This window comes from Arthrobacter sp. K410C, from assembly GCF_059090105.1.
The window spans coordinates 84723-106596 of the sequence record NZ_JBNHFJ010000004.1; the positions used below are offsets into that span (position 1 = coordinate 84723).

A 21874-nucleotide genomic window follows, 5' to 3' on the forward strand; every position below is an offset into this window, starting at 1 on the left:
GAACCGGACCACGGTCCGTTTAGTCTGGTGGAAGGCATGACCAGCCTGAGCGAAAACCGGCAAGCGGCGTCCCGCTGCCACCAAGACAAGGAGTTCTTATGACCAAGAGCAAAGTACTGACTCTCGTCGGCAGCCTGCGTGCCGAATCCACGAACCAGAAACTGGCGGAGGCAATCCAACTCAACGCCCCCGAGCAGGTGGACGTCGTCATCCACGAAAGCCTGGGCAATATCCCCTTCTACAACGAGGACATCGACGTTGAAGGCAAGGTTCCCGCCGCTGCCGCCGCCCTCCGTTCCGCAGCCAGCGAAGCCGACACCGTCCTCCTGGTGACCCCCGAGCACAACGGCACCGTGCCCGCAGCCCTGAAGAACGCCATTGACTGGCTGTCCCGCCCCTTCGGCGCCGGCGCCCTGGCCGGCAAGCCCACGGCCGTCGTCGGTACGGCGTTTGGCCAGTATGGCGGCGTGTGGGCCCAGGACGAGGCCCGCAAGGCCGCCGGGATTGCCGGCGCCCAGGTCCTCGAGGACGTGAAGCTGGCCGTCCCCGGCTCGATGGTCCGGTTCGCCGAAGTTCACCCCAAGGACGACGCCGAGGTTGTTGAGCAGATCAAGGGCGTGTTCGATGTCCTTGCTGCTGCCGCACCTGCAGCCTAAGGCTTGAAATGCCCGCAACGCCCGGTCCGCCCGCCAGCGGACCGGGCGTTGCCGCATGCCGGCACCGTGACCAACTCTTGTCCCAACCGGTACCTACCGGACATACGCGGCCGGAAGAGCCAGCCGTAGCATTGATCCACGAAAAAGTACCGGAACGGAATCGCGGTGCAGTCATGGCAGCAGAGCAGAGCGCCGGGAGGCGCCCCGCAAGGAAGCGCTGGGCGGCGGCAGCCCTCGCCCTTCCGCTGCTCCTTGCCTCCTGCGTGGACCAGGCTCCGCAGACGCCCTCCGCCGCTTCCCCCAACCCAGGCAGCGGTTCCGTCAGCAGCCCTGCGCCGCCTCCCGCCCCCACCGTTCCTGCGCCACAGCCGCAGGAACCAGCCTCGGCCGGCACTCCCGCCATGCCGCCCGGACCCACCCTCGCCCCAACCCCAAGCCGGCCACCCACCAGCCCGCCGGCCATGGCGCCACCTCAAGGCATGTCCGTCCCGGAGGCGGGGAAACCACGGGCAACGCCGGCAACACAGACCCCCTCCCCCACTGCTTCGAATCCCCCGGTAATCCCGGCGGCACCGCGAATGCTGACCGCCTACTACGTTCTCCTTGACGACGGCGGCAGCAGCGGCGTGCGTTTCGGCTGCAACGACAGCCTGGTGGGACTGTCCCGGGCCGCGCCAGGGACCGAGCCCCTGTTGACTGCCGCGATGAACGCCCTGCTCGAAGGGGCAGGGGGCGGTGACATTCCACTGGAGCCGATCGAGGTCTCGGACGTCTACAACGCCTTGGACGGCTCCGACCTGACTTTCCTGTCCGGGAGCTTTGACGGGACCACTGTCACGGTCTACCTGGCCGGCACGCTTACCCTTGGCGGCGCGTGTGACATCCTGCGCGTGGAAGCCCAGCTGACCCAGACCGCGGTGGCCGCCGCCGGCGCCATCAGGGCAGAGGTCTACGTGAACGGACAACCCCTCGCTGAAGTGTTGCGCCAGGATTAGTCGGCAGGGCACGGTAGCGCAACAGGTGTTGCTTTTCAGGCAACCTTCAGCTGTATCCTGTCCGTGTGAGCCACGAAACAATCGACGCAGCAGGGACGCTGCCAGCGGAAGCAATAGATGCAATCGAACGGGCCGCCACGTCCGCCCACCGGCACGAGGAACTATTCTCGGACCGGGCCGCGAATATCCGGCAGTCGGCGGTGCGCGACGTCTTTGACATCTCCATGCGCCCGGGCCTGGTCTCCCTTGCCGGCGGAAGCCCTTACCTGCAGTCCCTGCCCTTGGACCGGCTCGCGGCCACGACGGCCCGGATCATTGCAGAGGACGGCCTGACCGCGCTGCAGTACGGGACCGGCCAGGGGACCCTGGAGCTGCGGACACAAATCTGCGAGGTGATGGCCGCCGAGGGAATCCTGGATGCCCTGCCTCAGAACGTGGTGATCACCGCCGGTTCCCAGTCAGCCCAGGATGTGGCCACCAAAGTCTTCTGCAATCCAGGTGACGTGGTGCTGGTGGAAGATCCCACTTATGTGGGAGCACTGAACACGTTCGAGTCGTACCAGGTCCAGGTGGAAACAGTGGACATGGACGAATCCGGCCTGGTCCCGGAGGTGCTGGAAGCGAAGATCGCGGCGCTCCAGCTGTCCGGCAAGAGCATCAAATTCCTCTACACCATCCCCAACTTCAACAACCCTTCCGGAATCACCCTCGCCAAGGAACGCCGCCAGCAGGTGGTCGACATATGTCGCAACGCGAATATTTTGATCCTCGAAGATAACCCCTACGGCCTGCTGCGGTACAGCGGCGAGCCCCTGCCACCGCTGCGTGCGGGAAACCCGGACGACGTCATCTACATGGGTTCGTTCTCCAAGATTTTCGCTCCCGGCCTGCGCATCGGTTGGGCCCTGGTGCCGGAGCATCTGCAGCGCCGGTACTACCTTGCCGCCGAATCCGTCACGCTGTGCCCGCCAACCCTGAACCAGATGCTCGTCTCCGCCTATCTCCGCGAATACGACTGGCAGGGCCAGATCCAGACCTACCGGAGCCTGTACGCGGACCGTTGCCAGGCGATGCTGGCCGCGTTGAAGGAGTTCATGCCCGCGGGGACTAGCTGGACCAGCCCGGAGGGCGGCTTCTTTGTCTGGGTGACGCTGCCGGAAGGACTGGACACCTACCCGCTGCTGCACAAGGCGATTGACGCGGGCGTGGTCTTTATACCCGGTGCCGCCTTCACGCCGTCGGACGATCCGTCCAACAAGCTGCGTCTCGCCTTCAGCGCCGTGCCGCCCGAGGCAATTACCGAGGGCGTGCGCCGGCTGGCCCCGGTGCTTCAGGAAGCCATCGCCGCGCTGTAGCGTTGGCCTCACCAGTGCCGCGGAACCAAGCAAAGGAGCAAACATATGAGCGGAATCATCGTTGTGGGAGTTGACGGCAGCGGAACCGCAAAGAAGGCGGCAGAGTCTGCCCGGGACCTGGCCTTGGCCCTGGATGCCTCACTCCACGTCGTTAGCGCCTTCGACAGTGACAGGACAGAGGTGTTTGGCAGCGGCAGCGACCAGTGGATCGTCTCAGATGCCGATGCTGCCGAGCACGTGGCGCGGACAGTGGCTGAATCACTGGGGGGCGGCGGGAAGGTAACGTATTCGGCTGCCCGCGGGCGGCCCGCTGACGCCTTGATCAAGGAGGCCATCCGGATGGAGGCCCGCATCATCGTAGTGGGAAACCGCAGGATGCAGGGCATCGGCCGGGTCCTGGGCAGTGTGGCGAACAGCGTGGCCCACAACGCGCCCTGCGATGTCTACATCGCCAACACTTACGACGCCGACTAGGAGTTACCGCGGACACTCCCCCTGGTGGCCAACGTCGCGCCGGGGGGTGTTCGTTCTCACCCCCTCTACGCCATTTAAGCCCTGAGCGCAAGGATAAAATCGGATCAGGCCCCAACGGTGCGGACAACGCAGACACCACTATCAAGGGGCACCATTGATCACTCTCCAGCGCCGCCAGCTCGTAGGTCACGACATCCTCCTGGCCCGCCACGGAAACCACATCTGCTCCATGCGGGTTGACCGCAGCAACGGCACCGTTGTGGCGCTGCTGGATGACGGCAGCGTTGACAGCGCCCCTAACCTCATCGCCCCGGACCTGCAGCTTCCCGCAACCGTGGGCAGCGTGCTGCGCGAGGACTGGAAGCTGCTGACCGCGTGGGCCGGAATAGCGGCCGCGATGGGTGTGCTGCTGACGGCAGCGGCTGTGGCCCTGGGGGACACCGCCGATCCGGCCGCCCTCGAGATGTTCACCACGATGTCCTACGGCGCCATCAGGCCCTGAAGCATCCACCAGATGCCCGCCATCACCACCCCGCCGAATAGTGAGCCTGCCACCACCTGAGCAACGGTGTGGGCGCGAAGCACCACGCGGGACCAGCCGACCGCCGGCACCAGGAGCAGCAGCGGCGCCCACGCCGGCCCCAGCATCAGGACGGCGATAACGGCGGAGCAGGAGATGGCGGCGGCATGGCCGCTCATTTTCCAGAACGGGCTCACAGCGGCCAGGACCACCACCCCGCCCACAACGGCGAGGACCATGGCAACAACACTCCGCGGCGCCCCGGCCACCTCCAGGACCAGCAGCCCGGCCAGGATCGAAACCAGCGCCATGAGCAGGACCGGCGCACGCTGCCTCCTGTCACTGACGTGGTGGTCGGTGACCTTTCCAAGCCGCACCAGGACCAGCAGCAGGATCAGCGGGAGCACGCAGACGAACAGGGCTGCCAGCGCCCCGTACACCATGGTCCCGGGGAACCCGTCCTCCGTCAGGGGGCTGATCAGCAGCTGGACGCTGACCACCACAGGCGGCTGGAACGCCTCGGTCAGCCACCTGGCTGTCCTGTTCTTCGCCCGGATGGTATTGCTGTTGACAACCACGTCCCTTAGTCCAGGAGCAGCGCCGGCTCTTCCAGGATGGCAGCGACGTCGGCCATGAAGCGCGCGGACAGGTCACCATCCACCACCCGGTGGTCGAAGGAGCCGCCGAGGGTGGTGATCCAGCGCGGGATGACCTCACCGTCAAGGACCCAGGGCTTCTGCTTGATGGTGCCGAACGCCACGATGGCCACCTCGCCCGGGTTGATGATGGGCGTCCCCGTGTCGATGCCCAGTGCCCCGATGTTCGTGATGGTCAGCGTGCCGCCCTGCATTTCAGCGGGCTGGGTCTTGCCGGCCCGTGCCGTGGTGGCAAGGTTGTTCAGCGCGAGGGCCAGTTCCTTGAGTGAGAGGTCCTGGGCGTTCTTGATGTTCGGGACCATCAGGCCGCGCGGTGTTGCTGCGGCGATGCCCAGGTTCATATAGTGCTTGACGTGGATCTCGGCGGCGTCGCTGCCGTCGGCGTTGTCCACCCATGTGGCATTGACGCTGGGATTCCGTGCGGCAGCCCAAATGACGGCCTTGGCCAGGATCAACAGCGGCGAAACCCGGATGCCCTCAAAGTCCCGTGACGACTTGAGCCGCTTGACGAACTCCATGGTCCGGCTGGCATCGACGTCCACGAAGATGCTGACATGGGGAGCGGAGAAGGCCGACTCCACCATCGCCCTGGCCGTGGCCTTGCGGACGCCCTTGACCGGAATCCGTTCAATCCGCTGGTCCTGCGGCTTGCCCACCTTGCCCCAGAATCCGTCCGCTTTGTCCAGTTCGGCGTCGCGCTGGGCCTGGTAGCTCACCAGGTCCTCGCGGGTCACCTCGCCGCGGGAACCGGTGGCCACCACATCCGCCAGGTCGATGCCCAGGTCCCGGGCGATTTTGCGGACGGGAGGCTTGGCCAGGACACGGTTGACCAGCCCGGTGATGGTGCCGCCCAGGGTAGGCCGGTTGTCGATACCTCCTGCCGGGGACGCAGCGGCGGGGCGCGGGGACTGGACGACCTCAGCCGGCGTGCGTGGCTGGACCGGTTCCACCTCCGGGGCGTTGACGGTCACGGCGGCGGAGGGCTGCGTTTTGCGCGGGCGGCGCTTGACGGCGTCGGCCTTGGGGCCGGAACCCACCAGCGGACCGCCGGCCGGGGCATTGTCCTGGGCGCCGGCGTCGTCCTCCGCGCCCTCTTCACCAGCCGGCAGCGTGCCGTACACCGGCTGCAGGGGCACTTCCGGGGCGCGCACGTCAGCGGGCGTTGGATCGCCTTCCACCTCGTCGCTGACGCTGATGATGGCCGTGCCGACGTCGATGGTCACCCCTTCCGGAACCAGCAGTTCGGTGACGGTCCCGGCGAAGGGGGACGGCAGTTCCACGATGGATTTGGCCGTTTCGATTTCGCAGAGGACGTCGTTGATGGCAACGGCGTCGCCGGGCTTGACCTTCCAGGAGACGATCTCGGCCTCGGTCAGGCCCTCGCCGACGTCGGGCAGGTTGAACTTGTTGAGAGTCATGGGGTCCTCAGTAGGAGAGGGCGCGGTCCAGCGCCTCCAGGATGCGGTCGATGTCCGGAAGGTAGTCTTCCTCCACCTTCGCGACGGGGTACGGCATGTGGAAGCCGCCCACGCGAATGACGGGGGCTTCAAGCGAATGGAAGGCCCGCTCGCTGATGCGGGCCGCGATCTCGCCGCCGATTCCGCCGAACGTGGGCGCCTCGTGGGCGACGATCAGGCGGCCGGTCTTCTGGACGGAGGCGGTGACGGTGTCAAAGTCGAGCGGCGAGATGGAGCGGAGGTCAATGACTTCCACACTGCGGCCGTCTTCCTCGGCGGCGTTGGCGGCCGCGAGGGCGACGGGGACCAGCGGCCCGTAGGCGACGACGGTGGCGTCAGTGCCTTCGCGAAGGACATGGGCCTTGAAGGGGTCGGCAGCGTGGCCAGGTGCGTGGGTGTCCACCTCGCCCTTGAGCCAGTAGCGGCGCTTGGGCTCGAAGACGATCACCGGGTCCTGGCAGTCCACGGCCTGCTGGATCATCCAGTAGGCGTCGTGGGGATTGGACGGGGTGATGATCCGGAGCCCTGCGGTGTGGGCGAACAGCGCTTCGGGCGATTCTGAATGGTGCTCCACGGACCCGATGCCGCCGCCGTAAGGGATGCGGATGACCACCGGCACCGTGAGGTTGCCGTTGCTGCGGGCGTGCATCTTGGCCAGCTGGGTGGTGATCTGGTTGAAGCCGGGGAAGACGAACCCGTCGAACTGGATCTCGCAGACCGGCCGGTAGCCGCGCAGGGCCAGGCCGATGGCGGTGCCGATAATGCCGGACTCAGCCAGCGGGGTATCCACCACCCGGTCCGGGCCGAACTCGCCGATCAGCCCGTCGGTCACCCGGTACACGCCACCGAGGGGACCGATGTCCTCGCCCATCAGGAGTGACTTGGAATTGCCGGCCAAGGTGGCACGCAGGCCCTGGTTGATCGCCTTGGCGATGGTCATGGTGGTCATCAGTGGCCTGCCTTTGCTGCTGCCTGTCCCTGTTCCGCCGAGGAGTCCAGACCGGCAAACCCGGCCTCGTATTCTTCGAACCATGCCAGTTCCTCGGCCACTAGGGGGTGGGCCTCAGCATAGGTGTTGGCAAAGGCGGAGCGGATGTCCGGAGTCTCTAGGTCATGGGTGGTGCGCCGGACATAGGCCGCGAGTTCGTCGCCGTCGGCCTTGACCCTGGCGAAGAAATCATCATCCGCCAGGCCCTCGGCACGGAGGTACTTCTCCAGCCGGAGCAGCGGATCCTTGGCACGCCAGGCCTCTTCTTCAGCCGAATGGCGGTACTTGGTGGGATCGTCAGCGGTGGTGTGCGCACCAACGCGGTAGGTGAAGGCCTCGATCAGGACAGGGCCCTTGCCCTGCCGGGCGTGCTCCAGGGCCCACTCGGTGACGGCGTGCACCGCGATCACATCGTTGCCGTCCACGCGGATGCCCGGGAAGCCGTAGCCCTTAGCCCGGTTGGACAGCGGAACGCGCGTCTGCACGTTGGTGGGGACGGAAATCGCCCAGTGGTTGTTCTGGCAGAAAAACACCACGGGGGCGTTGTAGGAGGAGGCGAAGACCATGGACTCGTGGACGTCGCCTTCGGAACTGGCGCCGTCGCCGAAGTAGGCAATCACAGCGGCGTCCGGTTCCTGCCCGGCCGCGCCGCCCGTCGCGGCCAGCTTCTGGTCCCGCTGGATGCCCATGGCGTAGCCCACCGCGTGAAGTGTCTGGGCGGCGAGCACCAGGGTGTACAGGTGGAAATTAGTGTCCTTCGGGTTCCAGCCGCCATTGGACACTCCGCGGAACTGGCGGAGCAGTTCCGCAAGGTCCACGTTCCTGGTCAGTGCGACGCCGTGTTCCCGGTAGGTGGGAAAGATGTAATCCTGCGGCTGGCTCGCCCGGCCCGAGCCGATCTGCGCTGCTTCCTGTCCGGTCAGCGGAACCCACAGGGCAAGCTGCCCCTGCCGCTGGAGGGCGGTGGCCTCAACATCGAACCGGCGGATCGCGGCCATGTCCGCGTACAGCCCGCGCAGGCGGTCCGGCGTCAGCTTGTCCGCGTACTTGCTGTAGATCGGGTCGGCGCCGAGCTTGCCATCAGGTCCCAGCAGCTGCACCATCTGCGCCGCGGGCTCGCCCATGACGGCCTCCGCATCAGCTTCCCGCTGGTCGTCTACCGCTGTTCCGTCAAACTCGGTGGAAGGCAGATGTGTGCCCATACCGTCTCCTTGCTTGCCGCATCCGGATGCAATGCATGTCGCTGGGATATATGCCTCTTAGGGAATACATTCCTCTTGCGGCATATACATTGGCTTACTGATCCTAACTTTATCTTCAGTAGGTAGGCGCGGGGGTACTTGTTAAGCGCTAGGAAGCACCTGAGGGCTTTGTATAGTCCGCACACAACTGCAGGAACCGGGTGTTGGCCTCCTGCTCTCCGATGCTGACCCGGACCCCGTCCCCTGGGAACGCCCTGACGGACAGGGCCCGTGCGGCGGCGAGGTCTGCAAAGCGTGTACTGTCAGCACCCAGGGCCAACCAGACGAAGTTTCCCTGGGCATCGGGAACGGCCCAGCCCAGGTCCCGCAGGCCGGTTTCCACCCGGGTCCGCTCATCCACGAGCGTTTGTACCCTTTCTACAACCTGCGGAAAATTTTGCAGCGAAACCATTGCGGCTTTTTCTGCGATCTGCGACACGGCGAACGGGGTGGCGGCCACCCTGAGGTGTTGCGTGAGCCCCGGATTCGACACGCTGTAGCCCACGCGGAGCCCTGCCAAACCATGGGCTTTGGAAAACGTGCGGAGCACCACCACGTTGGGGTATTTGCGGTAGAGCACCAGGCCATCCACCGCGTCAGCTGCCCGGACGAACTCCTGGTACGCCTCATCGATGACCACCACTACGTTGGAGGGCACGGAGCGGATGAAGGCTTCAGTTTCGGCTGCTGCCAGTGCAGGACCGGTGGGGTTGTTGGGCGTGCACAGGAGGATCACTTTGGTGCGGGCGGTGACTGCGGCGGCCATGGCTGCCAAATCGTGCCGGCCATCGGCGGTGACCGGGATCGGGACGCTCTCGGCGCCTGCCAGTCCGACGCTGATGGGATAGGCCTCGAACGACCGCCACGCGTAGATGACCTCATCGGGTTTGCCGTCGTCATTCTGGCCCGCAAACGTGGCCAGGACCTGGTTCAGCGCGCCCAGGCTGCCGGCTCCGGTGACGATGTCATCCGCCGGGACGTCCAGGAATTCGGCGAGGGCCGCCCGCAACCGGCTGCTGAGCGGGTCCGGATAGCGGTTGAAGTCCTGCTGGCGCGCGATGGCCTCAACGACGGCGGGGAGCGGCGGAAGCGGGTTCTCATTGGAGGAGAGCTTGTAGCTGGCCAAGCCTTCGACGGCGACTGGCGGCTTCCCCGCCGCATAGCGGGGCAGCCGGCCCACCACCGGGCGCGGCGGAATCCCGCCGGCCAGGGCATCTGAAGACGTCATGCAACCCAGCCTACTTCTCTCCGTCCCGCCCTCCCGTGTGCAAGGCCCTGTGCAAGCATGGGTCAATGGGCTCCTTCATTCTTCGGATCATCATTAACGCCGCAGCGCTGTGGGTGGCGAGCTGGCTTCTGCCGGGACTGGAAATCTCCAGCTCCGCCGCTTCCGAAGCCGTTGCGGAAAGCGGCGTCACGGCGGGCACCGACGCCGTCGGGCTTGTCCTGGCCTACCTGTTCATTGGCGCCCTCTTTGGCATTGTGAACGCTTTCGTCAGGCCGCTGGTCAGGTTCCTCGCCCTGCCCATCACCATCCTGACCCTGGGGCTGTTCACCATCATCATCAATGCGGCCATGCTCTACCTGACGTCCTGGATCAGCAGCTACACACCGGTGGAGTTCACCATCGACTCCTTCTTCTGGACCGCTGTGCTGGCCGCAATCATCATCTCGCTGGTTTCGGTTGTGGCCGGCGTGCTGCCTGGGGCACGGAAGCGCTAGCCGCGGCGCCGGGGCTAGCGACCGCCGTGTCCCCGCTCATGGGCGCGGGGGTCCTGCGGGGTGAGCGTTTGCGCAGGGCCCTTCGTGCGCGACAGGGAGAACCGGGTGGCCGTAGCCGTACCGCCGGCTCCGAGGACGCCGGCCAGCACCGCTGTGGAGTGCACCAGGGACGGATCGTTACTGTCCGCCACGAGGCGCGCGGCTTCCTGGTACCCATCGAAGCTGTGGCCAGGGCCCAGCCCCTTATCCTCCCGGGACGAGACAGGCGTGGACGTGGAGACGGTGACCCGGTTCCGGGTTTCCGGGTTGGCCACACCATCGCTTCCAGGCACCCAGTCGGCTTCATGCTCAAGATGCAGTGCGCTGACTTCCTCTCCGGGCCTGGTTCCGGCCACCGGGGAGCCCGCCGTCAGCACATACTTGACGTCGTACCGTTCCAGGACGCGGGAATCGGCAGCCAGGTTCATGGCATGGATTCCGCCCTGGCTGTAGCCCACCGCGACCACGGCCGCGCCACGTTCCGCCCCGGCCAATGCCAAAGCATCAAGGACGGCCTGGTTCAGTTCCTCCGAGCCGTACAGCATTCCTTCCAGAATGCCGGCTTCGTCGAAGGGGTTGTCACCGCCCGCGTATCTTCCTGACGCCTGGGTGCCGGGAAGGACCACCACGTACGTCGCCTCCCCGCCGTTCTCCACCTCCAGCACCTCAACGTGTCCGGGACCGCGGGCATCTACGTCCCGGATCCGCTCCAGAAGGCCGGCGGGCGACGTATCCAGCTCCACCCGGACGGGTTCTTCCGGCCGTACAGCGATAGGCCGCGGGACGTAATTTGCCACGAGGAACATCAGGGCGTCCCGGACGAAGGGTTCCTGGTCAATTCTTGCCCGGACGTCGGGAGCCGCCAGTCCCAGCATGGTGATGATGGATTCCGTGGTTCGCCGGTCCGGGACTCCTGCTGCCGCCATGGTGTCCCACGAGCTGCTGAACTCCTCCACCCTGGTGATGCCGAAGAACCGTCCCACGTTGGCACGCCACTCGGCGTCCTCGTAGTCGCGGAGGCAGGCACGAATCTGGCTGCTGATGCGCTGCAACTCCGCCCTGGCGGCCTGGACGCGCCATTGACTGTTCCGGACGGCAGCAAGGTGCGCGGACCCGGACCACGCCGGCTGCCGGTCAACCCAGCAGAGGTGGTCCAGGATCCGTCCCGCTTCCTGCTCCACGGCAACGAGGTCCCGGGCAAGGGCATCCAGTTTCTCCGCGCCTGCCGTCAGCTCTTCGAGCTGGACGCTGATGCCACTGCTGCCGCCCCGGATCGTCAGGTGTCCGTCCCTGCCAGGGCCGAACAGTTGGATGCGGTCGTTGTCCATGGATTGTCCGGCGTGCGTTACAGCTGGCCTTTGGCAAGGGCAGCCGTGAAGCTCTCCTGGACGTGGCGTGCAACGGCGGCCCTGGCTTCCTCCAGGCAGTCCGACGCCTGACGCAGGGCAGCACCCTGCCGGGCGACGGTGTTCCGGTAAGCCTGGCCGGCCGGCGACTGCCAGTCGAGCAGTTGGATCTCACGCAGTCCGGCTATGACTTCCTCGACTCCTGCCACGCAGGATGCAAGCCGCCCGGCCAATGGCATGAGATCGGCGGCGACATGGTCTGCAGCTCCCGGCATGCCGTCCCCCAACACGTTCCCCATGACACATTCCCCATCCCGGGCAGCTCCCGCCGGCCCGCATCGCTTTACTGATGCGCCAACGCTAAGGAAAGCCCGGCACCATCCCCAGCACCGCCGTCGGCTATGTGGACAAGTAACGTGGGCAGGCACGCTTCGGGGGCCAACGGAGTTCGTGAAAGAATCAGCACATGCCTGAAACTGCCGCCACAGCTGATACACGTACGCCCTCAGGACGCCTGGCCCTCGCCGCGTCACAGGAAAAGATCGCCCTCGGTCCCCTGGACGGCCGCTACCAGTCCGCCGTCGCGCCGCTGGTGGATTACCTGTCCGAAGCTGCCCTGAACCGCGACCGTGTGGCTGTCGAAGTTGAATGGCTTATCCACCTGACCAGTAACAACGTGCTCCCCGGCGCCGGCGCGCTCAGCCAGGACCAGCAGGATCAGCTCCGTGCCATCGTCACCGAATTCGATGCCGCTTCCGTGGCCGAACTCGCGGAAATCGAAGCCGTGACGGTTCACGACGTGAAGGCCGTGGAGTACTACATCGGCAGGCGCCTCCCCGGCATCGGCATCGAAAACCTGACGGCCATGGTGCACTTCGGCTGCACCTCGGAGGACATCAACAACTTGTCCTACGCCCTCGGCGTCAAGGGTGCTGTGGAGGACGTGTGGCTCCCCGCCGCCCGCGCCCTGGTGGCCCAGATCAGCAAGATGGCAGAGGACAACCGTTCGGTCCCCATGCTCTCGCGGACGCACGGGCAGCCGGCCACGCCCACCACCCTGGGCAAGGAGCTCGCGGTCACCGCTCACCGCCTGAACCGGCAGCTGGACCGGATCGCAAGGACCGAGTACCTCGGCAAGATCAACGGCGCCACCGGTACTTACGCCGCGCATGTTGCCTCCGTTCCCGGCGCCGACTGGCAGCAGGTTTCCAGGTCCTTCGTAGAGGGTCTGGGACTGACCTGGAACCCCCTTACCACCCAGATTGAAAGCCACGATTGGCAGGCGGAGCTGTATGCCGACGTGGCCCGCTTCAACCGCATCCTGCACAACGTCTGCACCGACATCTGGAGCTACATCTCCATCGGCTACTTCGCGCAGATCCCGGTTGCGGGGGCCACCGGCTCCTCCACCATGCCGCACAAGGTGAACCCGATCCGCTTCGAGAACGCCGAAGCGAACCTGGAGATCTCCAACGGCCTGCTGGACACCCTGGCGGCGACACTGGTTACTTCCCGCTGGCAGCGCGACCTCACGGACTCCTCCAGCCAGCGCAACATCGGCGTCGCGTTCGGGCACTCGCTGCTGGCCATCTCCAACGTGGCCAAGGGCCTTGAGCGCCTGGACGTTGCCGAGGACGTGTTGGCCGGCGACCTGGACACGAACTGGGAAGTGCTGGGCGAAGCCATCCAGATGGTCATGCGTGCCGAGGCCGTTGCCGGCGTCAAGGGCATGGAGAACCCCTACGAGCGGCTCAAGGACCTCACCCGCGGCCAGCGCGTGGATGCCGCGCGCATGCGGGAGTTCGTGCAGAGCCTTGGCCTTTCCGCCGATGCGGAGGCACGGCTGCTCGCGCTGACACCGGGCAAGTACACGGGCATCGCGGACCAGCTGGTGGACCACCTCAAGTAGGTCCGCCGCGGGGCGCAGGAGAATTACGACGGCGGCGCCGGGCTTGGAAAGGCCCGGCGCCTTCGCGTTATCAGGGGCAGCTGACGGGTCCGCAGCCAGGTCCCCGGGGTGCGAAACTGGAGAGCATGAAGCTGCTGCTCATCCGCCACGGACAGACCCCCGGCAACGTCCTCGGCCAGTTGGATACCGCCCATCCGGGGCCCGGACTGACAGAACTCGGTGAGCGGCAGGCCGAAGCCATGGCGCGGTCCCTGGCCAATGAGCCAATTGGTGCCCTGTACGCGTCCACGCTGATCAGGACCCAAATCACAGCTGCTCCACTGGGCAGGCTGCGCAGCCTTGACGTCGAAGTGCTGGATGGCCTGCATGAAATCGAGGCCGGCTCGCTGGAGAAACTTACGGACCACGAGTCGCACAAGCGGTATATGGGAACGGTCATCTCCTGGGCCGCCGGCGACCTTGGCCGGCGCATGCCGGGGGGACCTGACGGCCATGCCTTCTTTGAACGTTTTGACGCCGCTATCAAGCAGGTAGTGGAACGTGCCTTCCGGGGCAAGCATGGAACCGCCGCGCTGGTAAGCCATGGCGCCGCGATCCGAACCTGGGCGGGCCGCCGTGCCGAGGACGCCGACCATGAATTCGCTGCCCGCCATGTGCTGGCCAACACGGGAATCGTGGCCCTCGAAGGCGATCCCGATGCCGGCTGGAAGCTGATTCACTGGGATGGAAGCCCGATCGGCGGGCTGGCCCTGGCAGACCCGACGGCGGAAGACCCCATGGGCAGGGACGTAACCGGCCCCTAGACGAGCTGTCGGATGCTGCGGGCAGGAAAAACAGCCGTCCTGCGGCAGGGGCTGATGGCCTCAGGGGCGGGTACGGGGAGAAGCCGGAACGCCATCCGCGCGGCCTCTGCCGCCGTCGGCCGCTCTGCACTGTCCATCGCTGTCAGGGAGCGGAGGAAGGACTGCCAGGCGGGCGGCAGCGAGTCCGGAATATGGGGGCTCCGGAGCGTCCGGGCCACCAGTGACTCGATGGCGGTCCCGGGAAATGCCTCGGCCCCGGTCAGGAGTTCCAAGAGGACAAGCCCCATCGAGTAAACGTCCCAGGACGGTTCGCTTTCCCCGCCGGATGCCTGTTCTGGACTCATGTAGTGCACGGTGCCGGAGGATATGCCGGGTTCCGGCGCCGACCCCGCCGCCGCAGCGATCCCGAAGTCGATGATCCGCACCGGACTCCGCCGCACTCCGCTCAGCATCAGGTTGGCGGGCTTGATGTCGCGGTGCACCAGCCCACGGCCATGCAGATGGGCGAGCGCGCCGAACAGCCCGACCGCCCAGCCGGCTACCTCCCCGGGTTGTTTGCTGTTGCTGCGGACGGCCTCTGCAAGGCTGGTTCCCAGTGCAAGCTCCTCCACAACGAACGGCAGTCCGCCGTGCGGCCCGCCGGACGGCATGAGGCCCTGTGCAATGAACCTGATGATGGACGGGTGATGAAGGGCTGCCAGGACAGCCGCTTCGTTCCGGATGCGCCCGTGTTGCTTGTCCGAGTTCTCCACTGCCAGCTTGACCGCAACATCCGGCCCGCCGTTGATGTCAACAGCCCGGAACACCTCCGCACCGGAACCGCGTCCAAGGCGCTCCCGCAGCAGGTACCGTCCGGCGAGGACGCCGTCTGCGGCAGGAAGCGTTTCGCGGCGCCCACGAACCGGGGGTGCAAGGGCGGGCGAGTTCATGCGGCGTACGGCGCAGCGGCCTCGACGGGAGTGGCCGCCGCCGTGGCGTGCCAGTCGGAGGAAGTGGAAGGCTGCCAGGCGTCAAGCTGGAAACCGCACTGGCAGCGCCAGACCGGCGGCAGTTCCACCGCTCCTGGTCCTTCCGGTTCGAAGGTGTAGACCGCGGCGCCACCCCGGATGGCAGGAGTCACCAGTTCCATGGGCATACCGCAGTGCATTCCGTTGCTCTGCTGCGGCAAAACTTCGGTAAAAGTAATCAACAGGCTCACGACTCCATCGGGCAGTTTCATTCAAAGGACCGATCGTAAGCTTACATATTACTAGTCAGGCTAGCTAGTCCAACTAGCTACTTTTTGCATGGCTGGCCTCCTGCGCGCTGACCGCCTCGGTCATCCGCTTCAGGAATTCCACTACCACGCGCGCCTCCTCCGCGGTCAGGCTTTCCGCCACGGCCATCATCCTGCGGTGCATGGCACCCAGCGTCTCGCGCACTTCCTTGTCGGATTCCACCGTGGGGACGATCACGACGGACCGGCGGTCCGACGGGTGGGCCTCGCGCCGGACGTGGCCGCTCGCCACGAGCCGGTCGATCAGCGAGGTGGTGGAGGCGCTGGTGATGCCGAGGAACTGGCTCAGGTCCTTGGGCACCACGGCCTCGCCCGAGGCCTGCACCCGCAGAAGGTACCGCAGCGCCAGGAGGTCGGTTTCCCCCATCCCCATGGAATCCCTGGTGGAACGGCGCATGGTGGTTTCTGCCGAGCGGTAATCGCGCAGGGACTTCAAAACGGCAGCGCCGTAGTCCAGCTGCCCGTCCGGACCGTACCAGTAGCCGGAGCCTTCGTTACCTGTGGAAACCATAGGAATAGTTTAGACTGCCTGATAACTAGACCGCCAAGTAACCTGCTTATTGCTAGCCCTCGGTGTTATCCAGCCCCTTACCCGGAAGAAACACCAGCGTAACCACATGCTTCTAGTTTTTTAGTGCATAACCCTCCGGCGAAACGAGGCACGTATGCAGACCAATCCAAGGCTGAACATCCGCCAGGTTTCCTGGTCGAATCCCGTCGGGGCAGACCTGCGCCGGGCGCAGCAGGCGGAACTTGACGCCCGCTTCGGCACCACGGACCACGAACCAGGCACACCGCCGTCGAGCGCTGACTGCGCCGTCTTCATCGTCGCCTATGACAAAGGCTCGGGCCAACCCGTGGGGTGCGGGGGCCTGCGACTCCTGGACCCGACCACCGCAGAGATCAAACGGCTGTATGTGGTCCCCTACACGCGCGGCTCGGGCGTGGCCAGCTCCATCCTTGCGGCACTGGAGGCGGAGGCCTTCAAGCAGGGAATCACGCGAATCAAGGCGGAAGCCGGCTCCGCGCAGCCGGACGGCCGGAACTTCTACCAGAATTCCGGGTTCGAGCCGGTACCGAATTTCGGCCCTTATGTTGGTCTGGAGCATTCCTACTGCTACGCCAAAAGCATCCACGCGCGCAGCGCCGCCCATACCGCCATGGCGTAAGAGCGGCCGCGGACCTGAATGCGAACGGGACGTTGTTTGGCGGCAGCCTGCTGAAGTGGATCGACGAGGAAGCGGAGATCTACGCCATTCTCCAACGGGGCAACGGCCGTGCCGCCGCAAGTACATCTCCGGCCACACGGAGTTCACCTACGACCGGGTCCGCATTCCCACGCACCACCTGACGGAGACCGTCAGCCAGGAGTGACGTTTCATCCGGCGTTCACCCCGCCGCTTCCATCAGTTCTCTCGACTGGACCACATTGGACAGCCGGGCTGTTTATCGAATCGATAGCAATAACAGCCCCTTATTCCGCATGCCCGGCTATAGGCTGTGCGGACATGCTCCGGTTCCAGCAGAAATGAGTCCTGATCGTGCGTAAATTGCAGACTTTGGTTGCCGCCGCCGTCGCCGTCACCCTCCTTGCCGGATGCGGCGGGGGTGCCCCTTCCCCGGGCGTTTCCGGCGAAGCTTCCTCCCCTGCCGACGGTTCCGGCGAAACCTTGGTGGTGTACACGAACTCCAACGGCGAAGGCCGCGGCGAATGGGTGACAACCAAAGCCGCCGAGGCCGGGTTCAAGATCGAGATCGTTGGCGCCGGTGGTGCAGACGCCACCAACAAGCTCATTGCAGAAAAGAACAATCCCATCGCTGACGTCGCGTTCGGGCTGAACAACATGTACTTCTCGCAGATCAAGGCCGAGGACGTGCTGGAACCCTATGAGCCCTCCTGGGCAGGCGAGGTGGACGAGGAACTGGCCGACGGCGAGACGTACTGGCCGCTGGTCAAGCAGGCCATCCTGCTGGGGTACAACTCCGACAAGATCTCCAAGGATGCTGCCCCGCAGGACTGGACGGACCTGTGGACCAAGGACGAGTTCAAGGAGCGCTACGAGCGCGTGACAGGCCTGGGCACCGCCACCGCGCAGCTCGTATTCGCCGGCATCCTCAGCCGCTACCGGGACGATTCCGGAGACCTGGGCATCTCGAATGAGGGCTGGAAGCAGGTGGAACAGTACTTCCAGAACGGCAGTCCCGCGGTGGCGAAGACCGACCTCTTTGCCCGCATTGCCTCCGGCGAGGTGGACATGGGGCAGATGCCGTCCTCGATCATCGCGGACCGCGAAAAATCCTTCAATGTGAACGTTGAGACGGTGATCCCCTCCGTGGGTGTCCCGCTCGCGGTCGAACAGATTGCCCTCGTCAAGGGCACGGACAAGAAGGACCAGGCCCAGAAGTTCATTGACTGGTTCGGCAGCGCGGACGTTCAGGGCCAGTTCGCCAAACAGTTCAATTCCATGCCGGTCAACGAAGGTGCCGCGGCCCAGGCCAACCCCGAGGTGGTGGACTTCTTCGCTGACCTCAAGCAGCAGGACATCGACTGGGAGTTCGTGCAGGAAAACATGGGCGCCTGGGTGGAAAAGATTGAACTGGAGTACATGACGTAGTCCGGTTATCGGCAGCTTTCCGTTCCGTTCCGCTTGGGCCGCTCCACCAGACAGGTTTGCCATGATCCGCTTGGACAACATCGAAGTTACCTTTGGCGATTTCACCGCCATTCCCAACCTGGACCTGCACGTCCAGCCGGGTGAATTCTTCACCTTGCTGGGGCCCTCCGGATGCGGGAAGACGACGGCGCTGCGCACCCTGGCCGGCTTCATCCAGCCGGCCAAGGGAACGGTCAGGGTGGACGGCAAGGATGTCACCCGGCTTCCCAGCGACAAACGCCAGGTGGGCATGGTGTTCCAGAACTACGCCCTCTTCCCCAGCATGAGCGTGTGGGAGAACATTGCCTTCGGCCTGCGGGTCCGAAAGGAGAAGCCGGCCGACAGCGACCGCCTGGTGCGGGACATTGCCCGCCGGGTGGAGCTGAGCGACGAGCAGTTGGCCAAGAACGTGGCGGAGCTGTCCGGCGGGCAGCAGCAGCGCGTGGCCGTGGCGCGGGCACTGGTGCTGCGGCCCAAGATCCTGCTGCTGGACGAGCCGCTGTCCAACCTGGACGCCAAGCTCCGCCACCAGCTCCGGCAGCAGCTCAAGGACCTTCAGAGCGAGTTCGGAATCACCACCGTCTATGTCACGCACGACCAGGATGAGGCCCTGGCGATGAGCGACCGGGTGGCAGTGTTCAACAAGGGCGTGGTGGAACAGGTCGGGACGCCACAGGAGATCTACGACCATGCCGCCACGGAGTTCGTATGCAACTTCATTGGTGACAGCTCGGCCCTTACACCGGAATTTGTCGCAGAGCTGAACCGGCTCTCAGGGGCCGGGCTCAGCACGGACGCCAAGTCCTACCTCCGGGTGGAAAAGGCGTCCCTGGACGCTCCTGCCAACGGGGGCGCCGGCGTCGGGATTTCCGGCAAGGTGGTATCCCGCACCTATCACGGCCTGCACAGCCGGTACGTGGTGCGAAGCTACGGCACGGAGATCCGCCTGCTGGTGAGGGAGGACGGCGGAGCGCACCCCGAGGCCGGGACCGAAACCACCATCTACCTCCAGCCGGCCCACGTCCTCCAGTACCACCCGGAAACGGGGATTGCCCTGCGGCAGCAGGATGCTGCGGTAGCCCTGCCATGAGCAGCACGTCCGTCCGTGGCATGGCCCGCTCCCCGTTCGTGCTGGTGGTGGGCGTGGTGCTCACGTGGTTCATAGCCGCTTTCCTGGTCTGGCCCAATGTGAACGTGCTGATGGCCACCTTCTTTCCCGACGGCAGCTTTTCCGGACGGGCGGCGGAAAAGCTGTTTTCATCGGAGCGGGCCATGAAGGCGCTGGGCAACAGCTTCCTGCTGGCGGTGGCACTCTCCATCACCGTCAATGTGGTGGGCATCTTCATAGTTCTGGTAACCCACTATTTCCGGATCCGGGGTTCGCGGATCCTGTTCCTGGGCTACGCCTCCACGTTCATCTACGGCGGCATCGTGCTGGCGGCCGGGTACAAGTTCATCTACGGCGACAAGGGAATCGTCACCTCGCTGCTGGTGAAAGTGTTCCCGGGCATGGATCCTGCGTGGTTTTCCGGTTTCTTTGCCGTCCTGGTGGTCATGACCTTTGCCACCACCACCAACCACATGCTGTTCGTGGCCAACGCGCTGAAGGGCGTCGACTATCAGACCATCGAGGCAGCGCGGAACCTTGGTGCATCCACCTGGACCATCCTGCGGCGCATCGTGCTTCCCATGCTCAAGCCCACGCTGTTCGCGGTGACCATCCTGTCCTTCCTCACCGGCCTTGGTGCCCTGAGCGCCCCGCAGGTGCTGGGCGGCCGGGACTTCCAGACCATCACCCCGATGATCCTGACGTTCACCAACAGCCCCACTTCCCGTGACCTTGCCGCACTGCTGGCTGTGATCCTGGGCCTGGCTACCGTGTTAATGCTTACCGTCATGACCCGCATGGAGAAGGGCGGCACGTACTTTTCGGTGTCCAAGGTGTCCTCGGCGCTGCAGAAGCAGCAGATCACCAACCCGCTGGCGAACGCCGCCGTCCATGTGGTGGCATATCTGCTGTTTGCGGTGTACACCCTTCCGGTGGTGCTCATTGTGCTGTACTCGTTCGCCGACGGAGCGGCCATCCAGACCGGTCAGCTCTCCCTGGGGAGCCTGACCCTGGACAACTACGTCCGGGTCCTGACCGAGCAGTCCGGGCTGCGGCCCTTCATTGTCAGTGTTGTGTACAGTGCCCTGGCTGCCCTGATCGCCGTCGGCGGCCTGCTGTTCGTGGCCCGGCTGCTTCAGAGGTACAGGAACTGGGTGTCTTCAGTTTTCGAATACCTGCTCCACATCCCTTGGATCCTTCCTTCGGCACTGCTGGCCCTGGGCCTGATCATCAGCTACGACCACCCGAATCCGCTGGTGGGCGGTGCCGTTCTCACCGGAACCACGGTGATCCTGCTGATCGCGTTCGTCACCGTGAAGATCCCCTTCACGCTGCGCATGCTCAAGGCGTCCTTCGCGTCGGTGAACTCCTCGCTGGAGGAAGCCGCGGCGATCATGGGGGCAAAAACGCTCTATGTGTTCCGGAGGATCCTCCTGCCGCTGGTGCTTCCCGCGGCCGCCGCCATCACCGCACTGAACTTCAACAGCCTGCTGGACGACTACGACACCGCCATCTTCCTGGCACACCCGCTCGTCCAGCCGCTGGGCCTAGTCATCAAGGCCAACACCGACGGCGCCGAAGGCGTGGAAGGGATCGCCAACACCTTCGTTTACACGGTGCTCCTGATGGTGATTACCGGCATCACCATGTACCTGGTGTACGGGCGGTCCGGCCGCCGAGGAGCGGGAAAGAAGCGCCTGCCTGCAGTTGCTCCAGCCTCCCCCGGGGCAGAGCCGCCACCGGCCGCCGCGTCCGCCTCAGGGGAGGACAGCAAGCTTCCAGCCGCGCCCGTGCCCTGATCAGGCCGCTGTGCCGCTTCCGACGGCGGCCCTTCCGTTCCGCCATCGGGCCAGGTTCAGCAGGTGGTCCCGGAAGGGCTGGGCAGCGTCTGCCAGGGCAAGCCGCATCAATGCCATCGACCCCATGCTGAGGGCACGGGTGCGCAGCCGTCGCTGCCTGTTGTACAAGGCGAGTGCCTGACTTGGCGGAAGGCTGTTGAGCAGGTCTGCCAGTGTCACCGCGTCCACGAGCGACTCACAGGCACCGCGGCCCAGGTTGGGGGTCATTGCGTGCGCCGCGTCCCCAATGAGGACAACGCGGCCGCGGACGAAGCTGCGAAGCGGCGGAGTGGTCCAGATCCTCTGGGCAAGGGAGGAGTCCGGAACGGCAGAAGCCAGCACCTGGCGGATCGCCGGCGCATGCCCGGCGAAACGCTGCCGTGCCTGCTCCAGTGCCTCTGCCACGTCGATCCCGGTCGGGCCGAGCCCGGAGCACCAGCTGGCGTACCAGTTGGTGCCGCCCGGCGCGGCCGCGATTCCGAACAGGTCGCCGCGCCCCCAGTACTCCCCAACGTCCCCGGGATTGACGGGAAGGGACCGTGCCGCGTACGGCAAGGTAGGGCATAAGCCGGGCATTGCTGGCCCCGCCCCACACGTCGCGGCGGACAACACTGTGAACACCGTCGGCACCCACCACCAGGCCGCCCTCCGCCGGAAGATGCCGGACGTGCGCAGTGTTGCGGCGGACGCTTGCCGGCATGGCCGAATCAAGCAACCGGAGCAGATGGGTCCTGGAGATGCCGAACATCCCGCGGCCGTCCACCGTGACCCAGGGCTGTCCAGCAGCGTTACGGACGGAACCGCTGCCGATCACCGGGCTGGCCGCCCGCGCCTCCG

The 21874-nt window shown here is 65.5% G+C and carries 23 protein-coding genes; 12 read left to right on the top strand and 11 right to left on the bottom strand.

The annotated features are described in order from the left end of the window. Positions 1-98 precede the first annotated feature (98 nt). The 5 genes from AC5RU7_RS08620 (at position 99) to AC5RU7_RS08640 (ending at position 3982) form a co-directional block, all read left to right on the top strand. Positions 99-656: an NAD(P)H-dependent oxidoreductase gene (locus tag AC5RU7_RS08620; RefSeq protein WP_494051896.1), complete on the top strand. Its 558-nt coding sequence runs from the start codon at positions 99-101 to the stop codon at positions 654-656. A 173-nt stretch (positions 657-829) separates the two neighbouring features. Beyond that, positions 830-1651, top strand: coding sequence for a GerMN domain-containing protein (locus AC5RU7_RS08625; RefSeq protein WP_494051897.1), 822 nt, complete (start codon positions 830-832; stop codon positions 1649-1651). 65 nt (positions 1652-1716) lie between these two features. Then, positions 1717-3006 (top strand): aminotransferase-like domain-containing protein, encoded by a 1290-nt coding sequence (locus tag AC5RU7_RS08630; protein WP_494051898.1) that lies wholly within the window; start codon positions 1717-1719, stop codon positions 3004-3006. Between the two features lie 45 nt (positions 3007-3051). After that, positions 3052-3480, top strand: a complete 429-nt coding sequence (locus AC5RU7_RS08635) for a universal stress protein (protein ID WP_494051899.1) — start codon at positions 3052-3054, stop codon at positions 3478-3480. Between the two features lie 154 nt (positions 3481-3634). Next, positions 3635-3982, top strand: coding sequence for a hypothetical protein (locus tag AC5RU7_RS08640; protein ID WP_494051900.1), 348 nt, complete (start codon positions 3635-3637; stop codon positions 3980-3982). Here the strand turns inward: AC5RU7_RS08640 and AC5RU7_RS08645 are convergent. The 5 genes from AC5RU7_RS08645 to AC5RU7_RS08665 all read right to left on the bottom strand — a co-directional run bounded on the left by AC5RU7_RS08645 (position 3961) and on the right by AC5RU7_RS08665 (position 9570). Then, on the bottom strand, positions 3961-4578 hold the full coding sequence (locus AC5RU7_RS08645; RefSeq protein ID WP_494051901.1) for a phosphatase PAP2 family protein: 618 nt from the start codon (positions 4576-4578) through the stop codon (positions 3961-3963). The genes AC5RU7_RS08640 and AC5RU7_RS08645 overlap by 22 nt on opposite strands. A gap of 5 nt (positions 4579-4583) precedes the next feature. Further along, positions 4584-6074: a dihydrolipoamide acetyltransferase family protein gene (locus AC5RU7_RS08650; RefSeq protein ID WP_494051902.1), complete on the bottom strand. Its 1491-nt coding sequence runs from the start codon at positions 6072-6074 to the stop codon at positions 4584-4586. Positions 6075-6081: 7 nt separating this feature from the next. Beyond that, positions 6082-7062, bottom strand: coding sequence for an alpha-ketoacid dehydrogenase subunit beta (locus tag AC5RU7_RS08655; RefSeq protein WP_494051903.1), 981 nt, complete (start codon positions 7060-7062; stop codon positions 6082-6084). Continuing rightward, the gene (pdhA, locus tag AC5RU7_RS08660; RefSeq protein ID WP_494051904.1) at positions 7062-8303 is read right to left on the bottom strand and encodes a pyruvate dehydrogenase (acetyl-transferring) E1 component subunit alpha; all 1242 of its coding nucleotides are present in this window, start codon (positions 8301-8303) and stop codon (positions 7062-7064) included. Before pdhA ends, AC5RU7_RS08655 begins: the two co-directional genes overlap by 1 nt. A 148-nt stretch (positions 8304-8451) precedes the next feature. Then, complete coding sequence (locus AC5RU7_RS08665; protein ID WP_494051905.1) at positions 8452-9570, bottom strand: histidinol-phosphate transaminase; 1119 nt, start codon at positions 9568-9570, stop codon at positions 8452-8454. A 65-nt stretch (positions 9571-9635) separates the two neighbouring features. Here AC5RU7_RS08665 and AC5RU7_RS08670 point away from each other — a divergent pair, with 65 nt between their 5' ends. Further along, entirely contained in the window at positions 9636-10064 is a 429-nt protein-coding gene (locus AC5RU7_RS08670) for a phage holin family protein (protein WP_494051906.1), read from the top strand. Between the two features lie 14 nt (positions 10065-10078). Here AC5RU7_RS08670 and AC5RU7_RS08675 read toward each other — a convergent pair whose 3' ends face one another. Together AC5RU7_RS08675 and AC5RU7_RS08680 are read right to left on the bottom strand one after the other, a co-directional pair. Beyond that, positions 10079-11431 carry a hypothetical protein gene (locus AC5RU7_RS08675; RefSeq protein WP_494051907.1) on the bottom strand — a complete coding sequence of 451 codons (1353 nt, stop codon included), beginning with the start codon at positions 11429-11431 and terminating at the stop codon, positions 10079-10081. A 17-nt stretch (positions 11432-11448) separates the two neighbouring features. Next, a complete protein-coding gene (locus AC5RU7_RS08680) occupies positions 11449-11748 on the bottom strand; it encodes a hypothetical protein (protein ID WP_494051908.1) in 300 nt (99 codons plus the stop codon). Between the two features lie 167 nt (positions 11749-11915). Between AC5RU7_RS08680 and purB the strand changes: the two genes are divergently transcribed. Together purB and AC5RU7_RS08690 are read left to right on the top strand one after the other, a co-directional pair. Continuing rightward, positions 11916-13358, top strand: a complete 1443-nt coding sequence (purB, locus tag AC5RU7_RS08685; protein ID WP_494051909.1) for an adenylosuccinate lyase — start codon at positions 11916-11918, stop codon at positions 13356-13358. A 125-nt stretch (positions 13359-13483) separates the two neighbouring features. Then, on the top strand, positions 13484-14161 hold the full coding sequence (locus tag AC5RU7_RS08690; RefSeq protein ID WP_494051910.1) for a histidine phosphatase family protein: 678 nt from the start codon (positions 13484-13486) through the stop codon (positions 14159-14161). On the opposite strand, the gene AC5RU7_RS08695 is transcribed toward AC5RU7_RS08690, so the two are convergent. From AC5RU7_RS08695 to AC5RU7_RS08705, 3 genes are all read right to left on the bottom strand, one after another. Next, positions 14158-15090, bottom strand: a complete 933-nt coding sequence (locus AC5RU7_RS08695; protein WP_494051911.1) for a serine/threonine-protein kinase — start codon at positions 15088-15090, stop codon at positions 14158-14160. The genes AC5RU7_RS08690 and AC5RU7_RS08695 overlap by 4 nt on opposite strands. Next, the gene (locus AC5RU7_RS08700) at positions 15087-15359 is read right to left on the bottom strand and encodes a hypothetical protein (protein ID WP_494051912.1); all 273 of its coding nucleotides are present in this window, start codon (positions 15357-15359) and stop codon (positions 15087-15089) included. The genes AC5RU7_RS08695 and AC5RU7_RS08700 overlap by 4 nt, the downstream gene beginning before the upstream one ends. A 73-nt stretch (positions 15360-15432) precedes the next feature. Continuing rightward, a complete protein-coding gene (locus AC5RU7_RS08705; RefSeq protein ID WP_494051913.1) occupies positions 15433-15948 on the bottom strand; it encodes a MarR family winged helix-turn-helix transcriptional regulator in 516 nt (171 codons plus the stop codon). A gap of 154 nt (positions 15949-16102) precedes the next feature. Here AC5RU7_RS08705 and AC5RU7_RS08710 point away from each other — a divergent pair, with 154 nt between their 5' ends. The 4 genes from AC5RU7_RS08710 (at position 16103) to AC5RU7_RS08725 (ending at position 20998) form a co-directional block, all read left to right on the top strand. Continuing rightward, the gene (locus AC5RU7_RS08710; RefSeq protein WP_494011506.1) at positions 16103-16606 is read left to right on the top strand and encodes a GNAT family N-acetyltransferase; all 504 of its coding nucleotides are present in this window, start codon (positions 16103-16105) and stop codon (positions 16604-16606) included. A gap of 372 nt (positions 16607-16978) precedes the next feature. Continuing rightward, on the top strand, positions 16979-18052 hold the full coding sequence (locus AC5RU7_RS08715; RefSeq protein WP_494051914.1) for an extracellular solute-binding protein: 1074 nt from the start codon (positions 16979-16981) through the stop codon (positions 18050-18052). Positions 18053-18113: 61 nt separating this feature from the next. After that, positions 18114-19181 carry an ABC transporter ATP-binding protein gene (locus AC5RU7_RS08720; RefSeq protein WP_494011504.1) on the top strand — a complete coding sequence of 356 codons (1068 nt, stop codon included), beginning with the start codon at positions 18114-18116 and terminating at the stop codon, positions 19179-19181. Further along, complete coding sequence (locus AC5RU7_RS08725) at positions 19178-20998, top strand: ABC transporter permease (RefSeq protein WP_494011503.1); 1821 nt, start codon at positions 19178-19180, stop codon at positions 20996-20998. Before AC5RU7_RS08720 ends, AC5RU7_RS08725 begins: the two co-directional genes overlap by 4 nt. Here AC5RU7_RS08725 and AC5RU7_RS08730 read toward each other — a convergent pair whose 3' ends face one another. Then, on the bottom strand, positions 20999-21592 hold the full coding sequence (locus AC5RU7_RS08730) for an FAD-dependent monooxygenase (RefSeq protein WP_494051915.1): 594 nt from the start codon (positions 21590-21592) through the stop codon (positions 20999-21001). Between the last annotated feature and the right edge of the window lie 282 nt (positions 21593-21874).